Below are 17,167 nucleotides of genomic sequence, written 5' to 3' on the forward strand. Positions count from 1 at the left end.
AAAATTAGCGTTTGAGAATAAGTATCAGGAAGGGAGGTCGAGCGAGGAAACACAGATGGTCGTAGCCCTTGTGTGGCGAGGGGGCTTGCCCCCGTTCGGCTGCGAAGCAGTCGTAAACCCTATGTATGCGGTTTGACTTTGAAATGCCGGGGGCGCTTCGCACCCCAACGGGGGCAAGCCCCCTCGCCACACAGGCTCGCTCCCACAAGGTGAAACAGGGTGGAATTCAGGCCGTGGCAACCATGGCTCCCCGCCGATGATGAACCTCCAACTGATCCTTGATCACCCGTAGCACCTTGGCTTCGTGCTCATGGATGAAGAAGTGCCCGCCGGCCAGCATGTCCACCGAAAAGCTGCCATGGGTTTCCTTGCTCCAACCGATCAACTGTTCGGTGGTGGCCTTGTCGGACTTGCCTCCCAGCACGTGCACCGGGCACTTGAGCAATGGCCGCTGCACCGGCTGAAAATGTCCGCACAGCAGAAAATCCGCGCGCAGAATCGGCAGCGTCAGGCTCATTAGCTCTTCATTGGCCAGCACCTCTTCGCTGGTGCCGTTGAGCGTTCGTAGCTGCTCGATCAACTGCCCATCGGTTTTCGGCTCGGCAAAGCCGCGGTCGTAGTCGGCCCGCATCGTGGGTGCCGCCGTTCCCGAGGCAAACAGGGCCACCGGTTCCGGGCAGCCCAGCTCACGAAAGGCGTGGGCCATCTCGCACGCCAGCAAGGCACCCAGGCTATGACCAAACAAGGCGTAGGGCGCTTTTAGCGTCGAACGCAGCTCCCTGGCCAATTGCATCGCCAGTGCGCGCATGTCGGTGTGCAGCGGTTCGCCGAACCGTGCGCCCCGCCCCGGCAACTCTACCGGCTGCAACTGCAGCCATTGCGGCAACTTGCGCCGCCAGCGGCTGTAGACCATGGCACTGGCGCCAGAGTACGGCAGGCACAGCAAGGTCAGCTTGGTCACCACGTTCACCTCAAAAAGTCGTCTGTAAGGAGGGACGGTCCGCAAGCGACGCAAATTAGTCAGCGCCGGTTAAATTTCCGCTGCAGGTTATCGTCCCCTGTTAAGACCAAAACCAGCTCAGACCAAAACCAACAAGGGGCAAAAGCCGTGGACCTGCAGACCATCCTGGGCAAACTGTTCGCCAATGCCGGTGCCGTCGGCATCAAAGGGGTTTTTCAATTCGTGTTCGGCCCGCACCAGGCGTACTGGTCCGAGGTCAAGGCCAGCAGCCGCACCGAAGCCGGCCGACATGCCAGCCCCGACGTGACCATCGAAGTTGCGGAAAAGGACTTTCTCGGGATCATGGGCGGCATGGCCAACGTCGAGGAGCTGTTCGCCAACGGTCGCTTGAAAATCGGCGGCAACATGGGCCTGGCGACGATGCTGCCGCAGATCATCGATCACGCTCGCCATGGGGGCGGTGTGGTGGAAAAGGTCGACATGAACAAGCGCTACCCGACCCCACCGCGTTTCAGCGAAAAGGTCTCCGCGAGCCTGCCAACCCAATATTCGGTGGAGCGCCGGCCACGCAGCGAGCTGTCGGTGCTGGAGTTCGAGACAAGCTACCTGCCCCACGGTATTCCGCTGGTGATCAGCGATGCCCTGCAAGACTGGCCCCTGTTCAAGCTCAGCCGTGAAGAATCGCTGGTGCATTTCGCCGAACTGCAAGGCATCACCCGACACGGCGATTACGTGAAGAAAACCTTCTCCACGGAACGGGATTTCCGCTCCACCTCCATGGCCGCGTTCATCGCCTCGCTGGATACCCCGGCGGTCAAAAGCGCCGATGGCGAACCACCGGCGTACATGGGCAACAATATCCTGCCCGCCCAATTGATGGAGCAGATCAAGTACCCACTCTATTTCGATCAAGCGCTGTTCATCCCGCCACGCATCTGGATCGGCCCCAAGGGCACGCTGACACCGCTGCATCGCGACGATACCGACAACCTGTTCGCACAAGTCTGGGGCCAGAAAACCTTCACCCTCGCCGCGCCTCATCACCGCGAAGCCCTCGGCACTTGGTCGACGGCCCCCCAGGGCGGGCTCGACGGTTGTGATTTCAATCCGGATGCGCCGGATTATCAACGCTTTCCCGGCGCGCGGGACGTGACGTTTCTGCGGGTGACCCTGGAGGCCGGCGACCTGCTGTTTCTACCCGAAGGCTGGTTCCATCAGGTGGAATCGGTGTCGACTTCGTTGTCGGTGAATTTCTGGGTGAATTCGGGAAGAGGCTGGTAATCCTTTATGGGAGCAAGCCTGCTGCACTCTGGATCTGCATTGCCCCGGTTATTTATGCTCGACATATAACCCCTGTGGGAGCGGGCTTGCTCGCGAAGAGGCCATCACCTTCAACATCAATGTCGCCTGCCAGACCGTCTTCGCGAGCAGGCTCGCTCCCACATTTTGAATTGCATTGCACCGGGCTACCCCACCGACAGCGGCGGCCCGACAATAAAGCACCTCGTCCAGCACCGATTCCAGCGCATAAGCGGTTTGCAACTCAGTCCGACCGCGATGGGGTCCGGCCTCAACAAGGGCCTGCAACTTGCCACATGCCGGCAAATGAACTCTCTGCGGCTCAAACCGGTCAGCTAGTTAGACCCTCGGTTCCCCGGAGCACTGCGGCAATGGTTGATCATTCCGAACGACAAAGCGCCATCGACGCCCACGGCATCATTGGCGACATGCGCAGCGCGGCGCTGGTCAACGACAAGGGCAGCGTGGACTTTTTCTGCTGGCCGGAATTCGACAGTCCGTCGATCTTCTGCTCGCTGCTGGACAGCCCCGAAGCCGGCATCTTCCAATTGGCCCCGGACCTGCCCGATGCCCGTCGCGAGCAGATATACCTGCCCGACACCAACGTCCTGCAAACCCGCTGGCTCAGCGATCACGCGGTGGTCGAAGTCACCGACCTGCTGCCCATCGGCGACAGCGAAGATGATTTGCCGATGTTGATGCGCCGGGTGCGAGTGGTCAGCGGACAAGCGACGATCCGCATGCGCTGCGCTGTTCGTCATGACTATGCCCGGGCTCCGACCAAGGCTCGCGCACGTGATCGAAGTGTGTATTTCGAGGCCACCGGCCAGCCAGCCATGCAGCTGTGTTCGGATCAGCACTTACGCATCGAGGGCCATGCGGCCGTCGCCGAATTCATCCTCCAGCAGGACCAGAGCGCCGAGTTCCTGCTCGGCGGCGTTGACGATGCGCGCTTCAAGGAAGGCGCCGCCGCACTGTGCCTGGAACGCACCCTGAAGTTCTGGCGTGACTGGATCGGGCAGTCCAATTATCGCGGTCGCTGGCGGGAAATGGTCAATCGCTCGGCCCTGGCCTTGAAGCTGCTGACCTCGCGCAAGCACGGCGCCATCCTCGCCGCCGCCACCTTCGGCCTGCCGGAAACGCCCGGCGGCGAACGCAACTGGGACTACCGCTACACCTGGATCCGCGACGCCTCGTTCACCGTCTATGCCTTCATGCGCCTGGGCTTCGTCGAGGAGGCCAACGCCTACATGCGCTGGCTGCGCTGCCGGGTCAGGGATTGTCACGGCAAGACCAGGAAACTCAACATCCTCTACGCCATCGACGGTCGCCAAGAACTGCCGGAGGTCGAACTTCCACACTTGGCCGGTCATGGCGACGCGACACCGGTACGCATCGGCAATCAGGCCTACGAGCAAATCCAGCTCGACATCTTCGGTGAGCTGTTGGACGCGGTGTACCTGGTCAACAAGTACGGTGAGGCCATCTCCCATGAAGGCTGGAAACACACCGTGGAGGTGGTCGATCAGGTCTGCGAAACCTGGCAGCAAAAAGACGTCGGCATCTGGGAAATGCGCGGCGAGCAGTATCATTTCCTGCACTCGCGACTGATGTGTTGGGTAGCCGTGGACCGGGCCATCCGGCTGGCCTCCAAACGCTCGCTGCCCGCCCCGTTCGCCCGCTGGGACCAGACCCGTCAAGCGATCTACACCGACATCTGGAGCAACTTCTGGAACGAGGAACGCGGGCATTTCGTCCAGCACATCGGCCGCACCGGCCTCGACGGCTCGATGCTATTGATGCCGCTGGTGCGCTTCGTCAGCGCCAAGGATCCGCGCTGGATCGCGACCCTCGAAGCCATCGAAAAAAACCTGGTGCGCGCGGGCATGGTCTACCGCTACCGCAACGACGACAGCCAGATCGACGGCCTGCCCGGCACCGAAGGCGCCTTCGCCGCGTGCTCGTTCTGGTACGTCGAATGCCTGGCCCGGGCCGGCCAAGTGGAGAAAGCGCACCTGGAGTTCGAACAATTGCTGAAGTACGCCAACCCGCTGGGGCTGTATGCCGAAGAGTTCGACAGCCATGCCCGACATCTGGGCAACACACCACAAGCGCTGACGCACCTGGCGCTGATCAGCGCGGCGAGTTTTCTGAACAGGAAGTTGAGCGGGGAGAAAAACTTCTGGCAGCCTTGAGACCGAGGCGCCTGCATCGCGGGCAAGCCTCGCTCCCACAGGTTCAGTGTGAATCCGTAGGAGCGAGGCTTGCCCGCGAAAGGGCCATCAGCCCAGCACAAGGCTTACTGTCGCCAAAACCCGTCGGAAATGCCTGCTTTCGCTGCATTTTTTGTAGGAGAAAGGCTTACAGGCAGTAAACAAAAACACATTCTACATACCCCTGTGGCGAGGGAGCTTGCTCCCGTCGGGATGCGTAGCGGCGCTGAATTCTACAACCACATTCCTCCAGAAACACCGCATTTGCTGGGTTTACGGCTGCTGCGCAACCGAACGGGGGCAAGCCCCCTCGCCACAGGATCGTGTAGGCCAAACACCTACATTTATTAAACAAACTCGCCCAATCAACACGCAGTCACTCATTCCTACATCCAGAAATACTTTGTTGCCACCGCTTACATCCGTCCCTACCATCCACGTCAACGGGCACAGCGGAGCTGTCCAATAAAACCCGAATTCAAGGAACCAGAATGACCCAGCGCATCCATCGCAGCATCGACACCCCACTCCGATCAGGCCTGAACCGGGATGAACTGTGGGAGGGCCACGACAAAGGCCTGATCAAATGCTGGGAGATCGGCCGCCAACGCGCCGCCCGCTTCCCCGACCTCGCCCAACAATGCCTCTCCGGCGAACTCCCGGTGCTGGGCTGGAAAGGTGGTGTCAGTCGCAGCCTGAAGAAACTCGAAAAATACGGATCCCTCAAATACCTCGCCCAATGGCAGGGGTTGCGCGGGGAAGATCTGGATATTGATCTGAGCTCAGAACGGGCATTGACCTGTTCCAGGACCAAAATGATGGTGACGTTTACACCGGATCGGTCGAAGTATTTCAATCAGGTGGCGGACGTGGAAGTCTGAGGATAAGGCCCCGAGTCGATTTGAATCAGCCATCTCAATACAGCCACTCTGGAATGTCGAATGAACCATGACGCGCAGATCCAATACGCACTGACACCCAGCCTCAATCTCGCCTACGAAGAGCACGGCCCCATCACCGGCGACCCGATCATTCTGCTCCACGGCTTCCCCTACTCCCCCCGCGCCTACGACGAAATCGCCCCGGCCCTCGCCGCAAAGGGCTACCGCGTGATCGTCCCGTACCTGCGCGGCTACGGCCCGACTTGCTTCAACTCCCCCGACACCCTGCGCTCCGGCCAGCAAGCCGCCCTCGCCCAGGATTTGCTGGACCTGATGGACGCTCTCGCCATTCAACAAGCCGCTCTGTGCGGCTATGACTGGGGCGGTCGGGCGGCGTGTATTGTTGCGGCGCTATGGCCGGAGCGGGTGCGCTGTCTGGTGACCGGGGATGGCTACAACCTTCAGAACATCCCCAACTCCACCCAGCCTCTGGATCCGGAGACTGAACACCGTCTCTGGTATCAGTACTACTTCCACACCCCGCGCGGTGTTGAAGGCTTGACCCAAAACCGCCGGGCACTGTGCGAACTGCTCTGGAAGTTGTGGTCGCCGACCTGGGCCAAAAATGCCGAACGTTACCCCTTGAGCGCGCCAGCCTTCGATAATCCGGATTTCGTCGAGGTGGTGATTCACTCGTACCGGCACCGCTTCATGTATGCGCCTGGCAACCCTGCGCTGGAATGGATGGAAGAAGCGCTGACCCAACAACCGGCAATCAGCGTACCGACGACTTCCCTGTGCGGCGCCGATGATGGTGTCGGCCCCGTATCTGAAATCGATGAAGACGCCGAGCGTTTTACCGGCCCTTACGAACGCCGAGTACTGGCGGGCGTCGGGCATAACATTGCCGAAGAAGCGCCCGAGGCGACCCTCAAGGCAATACTGGATCTGCTGGAGAGCTGACGGAAAACCGCTCGCGATAGGCTTGCGGTGTCACGCCCATGGCTCGCAGAAAACTGCGGCGCAAGGTTTCCTCGCTGCCAAACCCGCATTGCACCGCGACCCGTTTGATCGGTACACCGGTGTCGCTGAGCAGCCGTCGCGCGGTCTCGACCCGAATCAGTTCGATGGCCCGCGCCGGAGTCTGGCCGGTGTCGGCGCGGTAGTGACGGACGAAGCTGCGCTCGCTCATGCCGGCCTGCAAGGCCAAGGTCGGGATGCCGAGGTCCTTGGTGAGGTTTTCGCTGATCCAGGCATGAAGATCGTCGAATCGGTTGCCTTCCTTTTGCAAAGACAAGGTAACGCTGAACTGCGCCTGCCCCCCCGGACGCTTGAGAAACACCACCAATTGCCGGGCGACGTCCAGGGCCATGGTTCGGCCGAGGTCTTCTTCGACCATCGCCAGGGCCAGGTCGATGCCCGCGGTGACACCGGCCGAGGTCCAGACCGGGCCGTCGTTGATGAAGATCGGGTTGGGTTCGACCTGCAGTTTGGGATGCTGATGCGCCAATTGCTCGCAACGGGTCCAGTGCGTGACCACCCGCCTGCCATCGAGCCAACCGCTGGCCGCCAGCAAAAACGCCCCGGTACACACCGACGCCACCCGCCGACACCCCGTCGCGTGCTCACGTACCCAGCCCACCAGCGACTCGTCTTTCGCCGCCGCGTAAACGCCCCAGCCACCGGCAATGATCAAAGTGTCGCGGCCCTGTTCCGGCAACGGCTCCGCCAACAGCGCCAACCCCGCCGACGACATCACTGCCCCGCCGCCGCTGGCAATCACCGACGGCGCATAGGGCGGCGGCAAACCTTGCTGGCGAGCAATGTCGTTGGCCGAGGCGAACACCTGCAACGGCCCGGTGACGTCGAGCAGTTGCACGTTGGCAAAGGCCAGCACATGGATGGTTTTCGGATGGCTCGTCATATTTGGCGTAATTCGTGGGGTTATTGGCGTATGCGCCAGATCCTACGAGCCTACAGTGAAGTCGTCCACCTCAACCAGGAGAAAAAACGCCATGACGTTGCAGATCGGTTTTCTGTTGTTTCCACAGCTTCAACAACTGGACCTGACCGGCCCTTATGACGTGCTGGCCTCGCTGCCGGACGTGAAAGTGCATCTGATCTGGAAGGACCTGGTCCCGATCACCGCGAGCACCGGGCTGGTGTTGAAACCGACCACAACCTTCGACGATTGCCCGGCACTGGATGTGATCTGCATTCCCGGCGGCAGCGGCGTTGGGCCGTTGATGGAGGATGACAAAACCCTGGCCTTCATCAAGGCTCAGGCCGCTAACGCGAAGTATGTCACTTCGGTTTGCACCGGCGCGCTGGTGCTTGGCGCGGCGGGGTTGCTCAAGGGCAAACGTGCCACCACTCACTGGGCATATCACCAATTGCTCGAGGTGTTGGGAGCGATCCCGGTGAACGATCGGGTGGTGCGCGACGGCAATCTGCTGACTGGTGGCGGGATCACCGCGGGGATCGATTTTGCCCTGACCCTGGCGGCTGAATTGTTCGATAAGGACACGGCGCAACTGGTGCAGTTGCAGCTGGAATACGCACCGGCGCCACCGTTTGCTTCGGGAAGTCCCGAGACAGCGCCGGTCAGCGTGCTGGATGAAGCCCGCAAACGCGCTGCCGCGTCTTTGAAATTGCGCTCGGAAATCACCGAACGTGCAGCGGCGAAACTCGCCCGCCAGTGAAAGAAACGGCTGCGGGAGCTATTGCCCCCGCAGCCAGTCACTCAGGCCGGAAAATCTGTTGCCAGCGAAATGGCTTTCCACTGGTTCAAGTCCTGCTGCACCTGTGCGATTTTCTGTTGCGCCAGGTCAACCGCAATCTGGCCCATGAACAAGTGCAGCGGCGGCTCACTGACATTGGCCGCCTGAATGATTGCCAAGGCAATCTTGTCCGGGTCGCCGGCCTGCTGACCATCAAGAGTGTTCTGGTGCAGGTCCAGTGAGGCTTGCGCGGCGGTGTAATCATCAATCCTGCGCTCGGCAACAGCCAGTGAAGCGCTGGACAGAAACCCCGTACGCACCGGTCCCGGATAAACCACGGTGGCCTTGATTCCCAACTCCTGAACCTCTGCCGCCAGCGCTTCGGTCATACCACCGAGGGCGAACTTGCTCGCCACGTAACTGCCCCAACCGGCATAACCGCCATCGAAGCCGACAATCGACGAGATATTGATCACGTGCCCGCTGCGCTGCGCCCGCAACTGCGGCAAGGCGTGACGCAATACATTAAGCGGCGCAAACAGATTCACATCGAAATTGCGCCGCAATTCGCTGTCCGACAGCGCTTCGAAGGTGCCCTGCTGGCCGTAACCGGCGCAGTTGACGACGACATCAAGACTGCCGAAGACTTCAACGGTGCTTGCGATAGCACTGGCCACGCTGGATTCATTCATCAAATCGACTTGCAGCGGCAGAAAGCGCTCGCTGGCGGCCTGCAGCTCCCCGAGGTTACGGGAGGTGGCGGCGACGCGATCACCCAAGGCTAACACCTGTTGCGCGAGGGCCAGGCCGAGGCCCTTCGAGGCGCCGGTGATAAACCAGGTTTTAGGAGAGTTTTTCATGGGTAGGTTCCTCTGTTTCAGTGCATGACTTGCTCGATAAAATCAATGACGCGTCACTCCGGCCGGCGGTACAGCACCATCCCGGCGTGGTAGAGCACCCCGTCGCGAAAGTCGCCGTCAGCCGTGAAACCGGTGTCGTCGACATATTCGATGTGGTCGCCCTCCAGCCAATAGCGGCCCAGATAGGCGCTTTCCCGATGGCCGCGCGCCTCGTCGTAGCGCCCGCCGGGCAGCAGTTGGTGGCGGATCACGCCGTCGGCGGTGACCCAAAGGCCAACGTATTGGTCTTGATTGCCTGATGGTTTGGTCATTTCAGTTCTCCCGACTTCAATAAGTGCCGGTTCAAAACGGACTGGCCGTCGGCCGTACGATCAATTCGCTGACATCCACATCGGCCGGCTGATCGATGGCATAGGCAATGGCTCGGGCGATAGCCTCGGCAGGAATGGCAATCTTGCGGAATTCACGCATTTCGGCGCGGCCGCCGGCATCGGAAATGCTCTCGGCCAGTTCGGATTCGGTCACGCCGGGGGAAATCACCGTGACTCGCACATCGCCACCGACTTCCTGACGCAAGCCTTCGGAAATCGCACGCACGGCGAATTTGGTGGCGCAATACACGGCGGCGGTCGGGCTGACGGTGTAGGCACCGATGGAGGCGATGTTGATGAACTGGCCGCAGCGCTGACGCTGCATCAATGGCAGCCCGGCAGCGATGCCGTGAAGGACGCCACGGATGTTGACGTCGATCATCCGGTCCCACTCCTCGACCTTCAGCGCCTCGAGTTTCGACAGGGGCATGACTCCGGCGTTGTTGACGATTACATCGACCCGGCCAAAGCGCTCGACGGCGAAATCGATGAAGGCCTGCACATCATCGCGGCGTGTGACGTCCACCGCCCTGAACGCTGCGCTCTGGCCAAATTCATTGAGTTCTGCGACCAGTGTTTCCAGGCGATCGACGCGTCGGGCGCCGAGAACCACATGGGCGCCCTGACTGGCCAGAAGACGTGCACTGGCTTCGCCGATTCCGCTGCTGGCGCCGGTAATGACAACCACTTTGCCTTGAATGTTGGACATGACTTTTCCCTTATCTGGAAGCTGGAACATCCCGGGTGGGGACGTTGCGACAGGTCCAGATTAGGGACGCTTCGATGGGTTTCGTTAGCCGGTTTCTCCTGGGTTCTTGCACGATCCTGTAGCAGCGAAACCGACGCTGGCCGACACGCGCGCAATCGGTTTTACTAGCCCGACTCAACCTTCGGCCAGGGAGATTGTTCAGCATGACGACTTCTATTTCCGCGAATGCCCAAGACGGCGTCGACGTTCGGCGCGCCGAGCTGGTGAGCCTGATGAAGCGCTTCGCCCCGGAATACGGCGTTCATGCCACGCCGATCAAAGACTTGCACCTGATCCGCAGCGACCATCCCACCGAAGACCTGCACACAGTGCACAAACCGGGACTGTGCGTGATTGTCGAAGGACGCAAAGAAGTACGCCTGGCCGCTGAAAGCTATATTTACGACCCGCTCAATTACCTGGTGGTGTCGGTCACCCTGCCCTTGGCCGGCAAAGTGATCGAGGCCAGCCCGGATCGGCCTTATCTGTGTTTGCGTCTGGACATTGACCCGGCGCAGATCTGCCGTTTGATCGCCGACGTCAGCCCAATCGGGGTACCCGGGGTGAGAACGACTGGACGTGGTCTGTTTCTGGATCGAATCGACGCGCCCTTGCTTGATGCCGTATTGCGGCTACTGAGGTTGCTGGAAACCCCGGACGACATCGCGCCCCTGGCACCACTGGCGCAGCAGGAAATCTTCTATCGGTTATTGCGCGGCGAGCAGGGCCAGCGCTTGCATGAAATCGCCATACCCGACACCCAGACCCACCGCATCAGCCGTGCTATCGAATGGCTGAACAACCATTACGCCGAACCCCTGAGCATCGAGAACCTGGCGCAGATGATCAATCTCAGTACCTCGGCGCTGCATCACCGCTTCAAATCGGTGACAGCCATGAGCCCGTTGCAATACCAGAAGCAATTGCGCTTGCAGGAAGCGCGACGGCTGCTGTTGTTGGAGAACAGTGATGTTTCGTCAATCGGCTACAAAATGGGCTACGAAAGCCCTTCGCAATTCAGCCGTGAATACAGCCGTCTGTTTGGCGCCTCGCCGAGCAAGGACATCGCCCGGCTGCGCGCTCAGGCGATTTAGCAGTTTTGTGTTCGCCAGAATCAGGCAATTCAAGGGCATAAAAAAACCCGCCTAAGCGGGTTTCTCAAGACCATGCGACATCCTGTCGGCAGCCATCCTGGCGTATGGTCGATCATCCGTGATCCTGAGCACGTCCTGTGCTTCAGTTGATGGATCCAGATTAGACGTATCGGTGAAGCTTCAAAAGACGACATACCATCGACTACATGTAAGCCATTGACCATTCAGCACCTGAAACCTGCCCTTCTTGTAGCAACTGCAGTTTTCTGCGGACGAAAAAAAACCCGCCGAAGCGGGTTTTTCCCAAGACCATATCGACTCCCTGTCGGCAGCGATCCTTGCAATGGTCGATCATCCGTGACCCTGGAGCACTTCCTGTGCTTCAGTTGATGAGGCTAGATTACGCTTGGGATCCAATCTGCAATAGACGACATAGCTACTACCGCGTGTAAGACATTCGCTATAGCCGCCCTTCCGAAAACCCTTAGACGAATCAGTCATCATGCGCTGAAGCCACGGTGTCGTGGCCTGCAGCCATTAACCTCCCTGACGCTCATGGTCCTTGGTGTCTACCAGAAATTTTTCGATATTGCTCATCTGCTCATCCCAACCCCGGCTGTCCATGCGGAACGCCTTGAGCCTGCGCGACTGAGGGATGTGATCGAAACCGGACTCGACGACCGTCAACAACGTGCCTTCGTCCATATCCTGGAGTTCGAACTTCACCAGCGTGGTGGGCTCCTGGGAGTAATCGGTATCGGGTTCGACTGCATACGGGTGCCAGCGAAACGAAAACACCCGCTCCGGCTCGACCCGCTCCACCAGTACATTCCACAACAAGTGCTCATAACCAGGATAAGTAATCTGCCCCTGGGTCCACTCGCCGGCGACAAAACGCTTGCCTTCGAGTGCCACACCGAACCATTGCCCGAAGGCTTCGGCATTGGCCAGCACGCGCCAGACCTGCGAACGCGGGACCTTGAGCAGGATCTTCCTTTCGATGCGATCTGATGCTGGGTTCATAAGTCACCTCCTGTATTGAACAGTAGGCCTGTAAAGACCATAAGACCAACCTAAAAGTTGTATCAAACAGGTGCCGCAATCACCCGTACCTGAAATATTCGGCCTCAGTTTTGGCCATAAGTTCTGGTTTTTCGGGGGAGTCAGCGGGCTGAAACTGCTAACGTTTGCAACGACGAGGAACCCTTACAAGGAAGATTCATGCAGCCTTCACTCACGGAACGTTATCGCGCAACCCTGCTGGGGCTTGCTTGTGGGGATGCCGTTGGCACCCATGCCGAATTCCAGCCGCGCGGCTCATTCGCCCCTCTGAGCGATATGGTTGGCGGCGGCCCGTTCAATCTGAAGCCAGGGCAATGGACCGATGACACTTCCATGGCACTTTGCCTGGCAGAAAGCTTGCTGAACAAAAAAGGTTTTGATGCGGCCGATCAAATGGGTCGTTACCTCAACTGGTGGCAATGGGGTTATCTGAGTTCGACTGGCGAATGCTTCGACATTGGTATGACCGTCCGTGAAGCGCTGGCTCGTTATCAGCAAACCGGTCAGCCATTCGCGGGATCCACCGATCCTTATACGGCCGGTAACGGCTCACTGATGCGGTTAGCGCCAATAGTGTTGTACTACTTTCCCGACCCCGACCGGATCAGGAGGTTTTCCGCAGACAGCTCGCGCACTACCCATGCGGCGCCGGAGGCACTTGAATGCTGTCAGTTGCTTGCCGATCTGATCCGCAAGGCATTGCAAGGAGCGTCCAGGCAGGATTTGCAGAGCCTGCCAGAGACGACGTTCGTGGAACCGAAGGTCGCGAGCATCGCCCGCGGCGATTACCTCGGAAAATCCAAAGACCATATTCGCGGTACCGGTTACTGCGTTGCATCACTGGAAGCGGCCTTGTGGTGCTTTCACCACACTGACAGTTTTGAAGCCGCCATCCTCGAAGCCGCGAACCTGGGCGACGACGCCGACACCACTGCCGCCATCGTCGGCCAGTTGGCCGGGGCTCACTACGGTGTGCAGGCCATCCCTGACGGGTGGCTTGCGAAGTTGCACTTGCGCGAAGACATCGAGGCCACGGCTGACGCCCTGCTTCGGGCCGCCGCTGCCGACATATCAGCCACGCAACCAGGAAAAGCCCCATGAATAACTTGCATGGCAGCTGCTTGTGCAAAGCCATCGAATACGAACTTGATAGCCTCGACATGCCCATCAGTCACTGCCACTGCCACACCTGTCGCAAGGCACATGCAGCGGCATTCGCCTCGACGGCCGGGGTCATGCGTAAGCACTTTCGCTGGATAAAAGGACAGGATCGGCTAAGCACCTATGAGTCGTCGCCGGGCAAGCTTCGGCACTTCTGTTCGATCTGCGGATCGCATCTGATGGCAGAGCGCTTGGCCCAACCCCATGTAATCGTTCGCGTGGCGACGCTCGACGATGATCCGAAAATGACACCTCAGGCTCATATCTGGACGTCCCATGACGTGCCCTGGCTTGAATATGAATCGAATGAGAAATGTCAGGAGTGGCAGACATAGCTTTCCGGATACACCGCGCCAGACTCTGATTTGTTGGCTGGCGGCGCCCCGCTACACTGCATTCCAACTTTCCATCATCACAGCGAACCCCACATGCCCCCACGTTTTCTCCTTGCGTTGACGCCGCTGCTGTTTACCCCCTTTGCGCATGCCATTGACTGCGACAATGCCACTGACCAGACGACGATGAATCAGTGCGCGGCGCAGCAGAACAAGGCGGCCGACAAGGAGCTGAATGCGCTTTATCAGCAGATCACCACACGGTTGAAGGACAGCCCCGACGCGAAAAAGCTGTTGATCGGTGCGCAGCGCTCATGGATTGCGTTTCGCGATGCCGAGTGCAAGTTCTCGGCGTCCGGGGTGGCGGGTGGCAGTGTGTATCCGCTGATCTACAGCAACTGCACCACTGAGCTGACCAAGGCGCGGGTCGAGGCGTTCAAGACTTACTTGAAGTGTCAGGAAGGGGATTTTAGTTGTCCGGTGCCTGGGGCTTGATGCTGCGGTGTTCTTGAGGCCTCTTCGCGGGCAAGCATCGCTCCTACAGGGGGCTTCGGCGGTACATAAATTGTGTGCCCACCAAAACCCAATGCAGGAGCGAGGCTTGCCCGCGAAAGCATCCGCTCAAGCACCACAATTACCGAATGGTTTCGGTCTTGCCGGTTTTCAGATCGATGCTGAACAGCCCGTAGAGGTACTCGGCGGTGGCCGGACTACCTTCTCGGCTTCGGGATTCACGCCGCCCCCCAACGTGGTGCGGCGTGACGCAGGTTCAGCGGTACAACGGAAGGTGAGTGCCTTTGTGAGCCTCGATTTCTTGCCGCATATCAGCCACTAGCGACGCGATCGCGTGGGGGCTATCCAGTGTCCATACCGGAACATGGGTGGCCACCAGATCCACTTTCCCGGTCATGCAATCGCAGACCCGAATTGTCAGGGACTGGTCCGCCTCCATGCTGCAAGTGCACACAGCGGGCAAAAAACTATGTTCAATGATGTTCTGAATTTCCAGGGTTGAAAGGAACATCGCTACCTCCCTCACGCCAGATGTGTGCCCGGGCAAAAGTTCCCTCATTCACCCAAAAATTCTAATCCTCAATAGCAGGTGTCTCAAGACCGTAACAGGTTGTTCGTCGTCTCATTGGTTGTCGCGATTTGCGACAAAACTTGGGGGCTGCCCTGCAGGGCAGGCGAGCCGAGATAATGTTCGCAATCCGCCAGCACGTACTCAAGCTTTGTGAGGCTGTGCTGTGAAGCTTTGATCGTTAGACGTGAGGGTCGCCCGGCGTTTTACTCGGCACAGCGTATTGCGGCTTCAGGTGACCGTCCTGATCGAGTAGCCAGGCATCCATGATCTGCCGCACCACAGGACCGGCAACGCGACCACCGGCCTCGCCGTTTTCGATCATGACCGAGATGACAATCTTCGGATGTTCGGCCGGGGCGAAACCGACGAACAAGGCATTGTCACGGTGGCGCTCCAGGGTTTTCGCCCGGTTGTAGCGCTCACCCTGTTTGATCGCCACCACTTGCGCGGTCCCACTCTTGCCGGCGATGCGGTACTGAGCCCCCGCCGCTGCCGCTCGGGCAATCCCGCGAGCGTCGTGCATCACCATCTGCATGCCGTGGTTGACCTGCTCCCAGTCACGTGGATCCTTGAGCAGGATGTTCGGCATCGGATGCTCGTCCACCGGCGCTACGCCATCCACCGTTTTGGCCAGGTGGGGGCGATTCCATACACCTTTGTTGGCGATCAGCGCGGTGGCTTGAGCTAGCTGCAGGGGCGTGACCTGCATGTAGCCCTGACCGATGCCGAGGATCACTGTCTCGCCAGGGAACCATGCCTGACGGCGCGTGGCACGCTTCCAGGCTTGCGATGGCATCAAACCGGCAGACTCTTCGAACATGTCGAGCGAGACTTTCTCGCCGAGACCGAACATGGCCATGTAGTCATGCAGGCGATCGATACCCAGCTTGTGCGCCAGGTCGTAGAAGTAGGTGTCGTTGGAGCGCATGATCGCCGCGTCCATGTCCACCCAGCCATCGCCACTGTGGTTCCAGTTACGGTATTTATGATCGAAATCCGGTAGCTGGTAATAACCCGGATCGAAGACGCGGGTCTGCGGGGTGACCACCCCGGTGTCGAGACCGGCGATAGCCACTTCCGGCTTGATGGTCGAGCCCGGCGCGTAGAGCCCACGCAGCACACGATTGAACAGCGGCCGGTCGATGGAATCGTGCAGCGCCGCGTACTCCTTGAAGCTGATACCCGTCACAAACATGTTCGGGTCGAAGCTTGGCTTACTGACCATGGCCAGCACTTCACCGGTCGACGGATCGAGAGCGACCACCGAGCCACGGCGATCGCCCAACGCCTCCTCGGCTGCTTCCTGAAGTTTGACGTCGAGGCTCAATACGATGTTTTTGCCGGGGACCGGGTCGGTGTGTTTGAGCACTCGCAGCACGCGGCCCTGAGCGTTGGTCTCGACTTCTTCATAACCCACATGGCCGTGCAACTCAGGCTCGTAGAATTTCTCGATGCCGGTCTTGCCGATGGCTTGGGTGCCACGGTATTCCACCGTATCCAGGGCTTTGGATTCTTTCTCGTTGATGCGGCCGACGTAGCCGATCGAGTGTGCGAAGTGTGCGCCCATCGGGTAGTGGCGAACGAACTGTGGCTCTACGTCAATTCCTGGCAAACGGAACTCGTTGACTGCCAACACCGCGATCTGTTCTTCGCTGAGTTCGTAGAACAAGGTGACGGGCACGAAGGGGTGTCGAGCCTGCTTCATCGCCTTGTCGAACAGCGTGCGGTCTTCAGCCGGCAGGTGCAGGAGGTTGACCACCTCATCCAGCTCTTCTTTGACGTCGGAGGCGCGTTCGCGGGTGATGGTCAGGTTGAAACTGGGCCGGTTGTCCGCCAGTAGCACACCGTTGCGGTCGTAGATCAGCCCGCGGGTAGGGGCGATCGGCAATACGTGTACGCGGTTGTTTTCGGAGATCGTCGAGTGGTAGTCATACTCGACCACCTGCAGAACATACAGCCGCACCACCAGCGCGCAGGTAATAGCAACGACGAACAAGGCGCAGGCCATCAGTCTTTTATTGACCAGGCGCGTCTCTTTTTCGTGATCCTTGATTGGTATTGGTTCAGGCATTTCTGCAGCAGCTCTTTGACTGTAGAGGAGGTGCCGATCCGTAGGCTTGAAAGCAGTCCGTTAAAAAACGAGCTGCACCATACCAAAAACGGCGTGGTTACTTTAGCGTCCGTTCCACCGAAACTTCATGAACAATGCAGCTGTTACCGGGGATAGCCTCCACGACACTTTCCTGCGGGTAAAACAAAACCCCTACCTGCATACGCAGATAGGGGTTTCGGAATTTAATCTTGACGATGACCTACTCTCACATGGGGAAACCCCACACTACCATCGGCGATGCATCGTTTCACTGCTGAGTTCGGGA

18 protein-coding genes are annotated in these 17,167 nt (G+C 59.3%); 10 read left to right on the plus strand and 8 right to left on the minus strand.

Annotation, left to right across the window (positions count from 1 at the left end; all coding sequences use genetic code 11):
• Positions 1 to 226: 226 nt before the first annotated feature.
• Positions 227 to 964 (minus strand): thioesterase II family protein, encoded by a 738-nt coding sequence (locus tag KGB18_RS14625; RefSeq protein WP_201121407.1) that lies wholly within the window; start codon positions 962 to 964, stop codon positions 227 to 229.
• A 144-nt stretch (positions 965 to 1,108) separates the two neighbouring features.
• Here KGB18_RS14625 and KGB18_RS14630 point away from each other — a divergent pair, with 144 nt between their 5' ends.
• From KGB18_RS14630 to KGB18_RS14645, 4 genes are all read left to right on the plus strand, one after another.
• Positions 1,109 to 2,242, plus strand: coding sequence for a cupin-like domain-containing protein (locus tag KGB18_RS14630; protein WP_223570148.1), 1,134 nt, complete (start codon positions 1,109 to 1,111; stop codon positions 2,240 to 2,242).
• A 389-nt stretch (positions 2,243 to 2,631) separates the two neighbouring features.
• Positions 2,632 to 4,455, plus strand: a complete 1,824-nt coding sequence (locus tag KGB18_RS14635) for a glycoside hydrolase family 15 protein (protein ID WP_223570149.1) — start codon at positions 2,632 to 2,634, stop codon at positions 4,453 to 4,455.
• 509 nt (positions 4,456 to 4,964) lie between these two features.
• On the plus strand, positions 4,965 to 5,354 hold the full coding sequence (locus KGB18_RS14640) for a hypothetical protein (protein WP_123720433.1): 390 nt from the start codon (positions 4,965 to 4,967) through the stop codon (positions 5,352 to 5,354).
• Between the two features lie 60 nt (positions 5,355 to 5,414).
• On the plus strand, positions 5,415 to 6,317 hold the full coding sequence (locus KGB18_RS14645) for an alpha/beta fold hydrolase (RefSeq protein ID WP_223570150.1): 903 nt from the start codon (positions 5,415 to 5,417) through the stop codon (positions 6,315 to 6,317).
• On the opposite strand, the gene KGB18_RS14650 is transcribed toward KGB18_RS14645, so the two are convergent.
• A complete protein-coding gene (locus KGB18_RS14650) occupies positions 6,286 to 7,278 on the minus strand; it encodes a GlxA family transcriptional regulator (protein WP_223570151.1) in 993 nt (330 codons plus the stop codon). The genes KGB18_RS14645 and KGB18_RS14650 overlap by 32 nt on opposite strands.
• Positions 7,279 to 7,369: 91 nt before the next feature.
• On the opposite strand from KGB18_RS14650, the gene inhA reads away from it, so the two are divergent.
• Positions 7,370 to 8,056, plus strand: coding sequence for an isonitrile hydratase (inhA, locus tag KGB18_RS14655; RefSeq protein WP_223570152.1), 687 nt, complete (start codon positions 7,370 to 7,372; stop codon positions 8,054 to 8,056).
• A gap of 41 nt (positions 8,057 to 8,097) precedes the next feature.
• Here the strand turns inward: inhA and KGB18_RS14660 are convergent, their stop codons facing one another.
• Genes KGB18_RS14660 through KGB18_RS14670 form a run of 3 tightly spaced genes read right to left on the minus strand, consistent with a single transcriptional unit; the run spans position 8,098 to position 10,014 of the window.
• Positions 8,098 to 8,934, minus strand: coding sequence for an SDR family oxidoreductase (locus tag KGB18_RS14660; RefSeq protein ID WP_217857314.1), 837 nt, complete (start codon positions 8,932 to 8,934; stop codon positions 8,098 to 8,100).
• A 53-nt stretch (positions 8,935 to 8,987) separates the two neighbouring features.
• Complete coding sequence (locus tag KGB18_RS14665; protein WP_123720437.1) at positions 8,988 to 9,245, minus strand: Atu4866 domain-containing protein; 258 nt, start codon at positions 9,243 to 9,245, stop codon at positions 8,988 to 8,990.
• Between the two features lie 31 nt (positions 9,246 to 9,276).
• The gene (locus tag KGB18_RS14670) at positions 9,277 to 10,014 is read right to left on the minus strand and encodes an SDR family oxidoreductase (RefSeq protein WP_123720438.1); all 738 of its coding nucleotides are present in this window, start codon (positions 10,012 to 10,014) and stop codon (positions 9,277 to 9,279) included.
• A gap of 203 nt (positions 10,015 to 10,217) precedes the next feature.
• On the opposite strand from KGB18_RS14670, the gene KGB18_RS14675 reads away from it, so the two are divergent.
• On the plus strand, positions 10,218 to 11,147 hold the full coding sequence (locus KGB18_RS14675) for an AraC family transcriptional regulator (RefSeq protein ID WP_123720439.1): 930 nt from the start codon (positions 10,218 to 10,220) through the stop codon (positions 11,145 to 11,147).
• Positions 11,148 to 11,684: 537 nt separating this feature from the next.
• On the opposite strand, the gene KGB18_RS14680 is transcribed toward KGB18_RS14675, so the two are convergent.
• Positions 11,685 to 12,170: an SRPBCC family protein gene (locus tag KGB18_RS14680; protein ID WP_007907615.1), complete on the minus strand. Its 486-nt coding sequence runs from the start codon at positions 12,168 to 12,170 to the stop codon at positions 11,685 to 11,687.
• 198 nt (positions 12,171 to 12,368) lie between these two features.
• Here KGB18_RS14680 and KGB18_RS14685 point away from each other — a divergent pair, with 198 nt between their 5' ends.
• From KGB18_RS14685 to KGB18_RS14695, 3 genes are all read left to right on the plus strand, one after another.
• Positions 12,369 to 13,310: an ADP-ribosylglycohydrolase family protein gene (locus tag KGB18_RS14685; RefSeq protein ID WP_123720440.1), complete on the plus strand. Its 942-nt coding sequence runs from the start codon at positions 12,369 to 12,371 to the stop codon at positions 13,308 to 13,310.
• Positions 13,307 to 13,705, plus strand: a complete 399-nt coding sequence (locus KGB18_RS14690) for a GFA family protein (RefSeq protein WP_123720441.1) — start codon at positions 13,307 to 13,309, stop codon at positions 13,703 to 13,705. The genes KGB18_RS14685 and KGB18_RS14690 overlap by 4 nt, the downstream gene beginning before the upstream one ends.
• Positions 13,706 to 13,798: 93 nt before the next feature.
• Complete coding sequence (locus tag KGB18_RS14695; protein ID WP_223570153.1) at positions 13,799 to 14,200, plus strand: lysozyme inhibitor LprI family protein; 402 nt, start codon at positions 13,799 to 13,801, stop codon at positions 14,198 to 14,200.
• Positions 14,201 to 14,474: 274 nt separating this feature from the next.
• On the opposite strand, the gene KGB18_RS14700 is transcribed toward KGB18_RS14695, so the two are convergent.
• Positions 14,475 to 14,729, minus strand: coding sequence for a DUF1652 domain-containing protein (locus tag KGB18_RS14700; protein WP_123720443.1), 255 nt, complete (start codon positions 14,727 to 14,729; stop codon positions 14,475 to 14,477).
• 238 nt (positions 14,730 to 14,967) lie between these two features.
• Positions 14,968 to 16,860 (minus strand): penicillin-binding protein 2, encoded by a 1,893-nt coding sequence (gene mrdA / locus KGB18_RS14705; RefSeq protein ID WP_223570154.1) that lies wholly within the window; start codon positions 16,858 to 16,860, stop codon positions 14,968 to 14,970.
• A 127-nt stretch (positions 16,861 to 16,987) separates the two neighbouring features.
• On the opposite strand from mrdA, the gene KGB18_RS14710 reads away from it, so the two are divergent.
• On the plus strand, positions 16,988 to 17,167 hold a 180-nt coding region (locus tag KGB18_RS14710; RefSeq protein ID WP_223570155.1), incomplete at its 3' end, for a hypothetical protein.

Source organism: Pseudomonas sp. BF-R-26 (assembly GCF_019947395.1).
Classification (GTDB): domain Bacteria; phylum Pseudomonadota; class Gammaproteobacteria; order Pseudomonadales; family Pseudomonadaceae; genus Aquipseudomonas; species Aquipseudomonas farris.

Bases quoted from the DNA above. Each gene is read 5' to 3' on its own strand.
- KGB18_RS14640 (WP_123720433.1), top strand. From the start codon at position 4,965: ATGACCCAGCGCATCCATCGCAGCATCGACACCCCACTCCGATCAGGC.
- KGB18_RS14635 (WP_223570149.1), top strand. From the start codon at position 2,632: ATGGTTGATCATTCCGAACGACAAAGCGCCATCGACGCCCACGGCATC.
- KGB18_RS14700 (WP_123720443.1), bottom strand. From the start codon at position 14,729: ATGTTCCTTTCAACCCTGGAAATTCAGAACATCATTGAACATAGTTTT.
- KGB18_RS14670 (WP_123720438.1), bottom strand. From the start codon at position 10,014: ATGTCCAACATTCAAGGCAAAGTGGTTGTCATTACCGGCGCCAGCAGC.
- KGB18_RS14665 (WP_123720437.1), bottom strand. From the start codon at position 9,245: ATGACCAAACCATCAGGCAATCAAGACCAATACGTTGGCCTTTGGGTC.
- KGB18_RS14680 (WP_007907615.1), bottom strand. From the start codon at position 12,170: ATGAACCCAGCATCAGATCGCATCGAAAGGAAGATCCTGCTCAAGGTC.
- KGB18_RS14695 (WP_223570153.1), top strand. From the start codon at position 13,799: ATGCCCCCACGTTTTCTCCTTGCGTTGACGCCGCTGCTGTTTACCCCC.
- KGB18_RS14685 (WP_123720440.1), top strand. From the start codon at position 12,369: ATGCAGCCTTCACTCACGGAACGTTATCGCGCAACCCTGCTGGGGCTT.
- KGB18_RS14650 (WP_223570151.1), bottom strand. From the start codon at position 7,278: ATGACGAGCCATCCGAAAACCATCCATGTGCTGGCCTTTGCCAACGTG.
- inhA (WP_223570152.1), top strand. From the start codon at position 7,370: ATGACGTTGCAGATCGGTTTTCTGTTGTTTCCACAGCTTCAACAACTG.
- KGB18_RS14690 (WP_123720441.1), top strand. From the start codon at position 13,307: ATGAATAACTTGCATGGCAGCTGCTTGTGCAAAGCCATCGAATACGAA.
- KGB18_RS14660 (WP_217857314.1), bottom strand. From the start codon at position 8,934: ATGAAAAACTCTCCTAAAACCTGGTTTATCACCGGCGCCTCGAAGGGC.
- KGB18_RS14645 (WP_223570150.1), top strand. From the start codon at position 5,415: ATGAACCATGACGCGCAGATCCAATACGCACTGACACCCAGCCTCAAT.
- mrdA (WP_223570154.1), bottom strand. From the start codon at position 16,860: ATGCCTGAACCAATACCAATCAAGGATCACGAAAAAGAGACGCGCCTG.
- KGB18_RS14675 (WP_123720439.1), top strand. From the start codon at position 10,218: ATGACGACTTCTATTTCCGCGAATGCCCAAGACGGCGTCGACGTTCGG.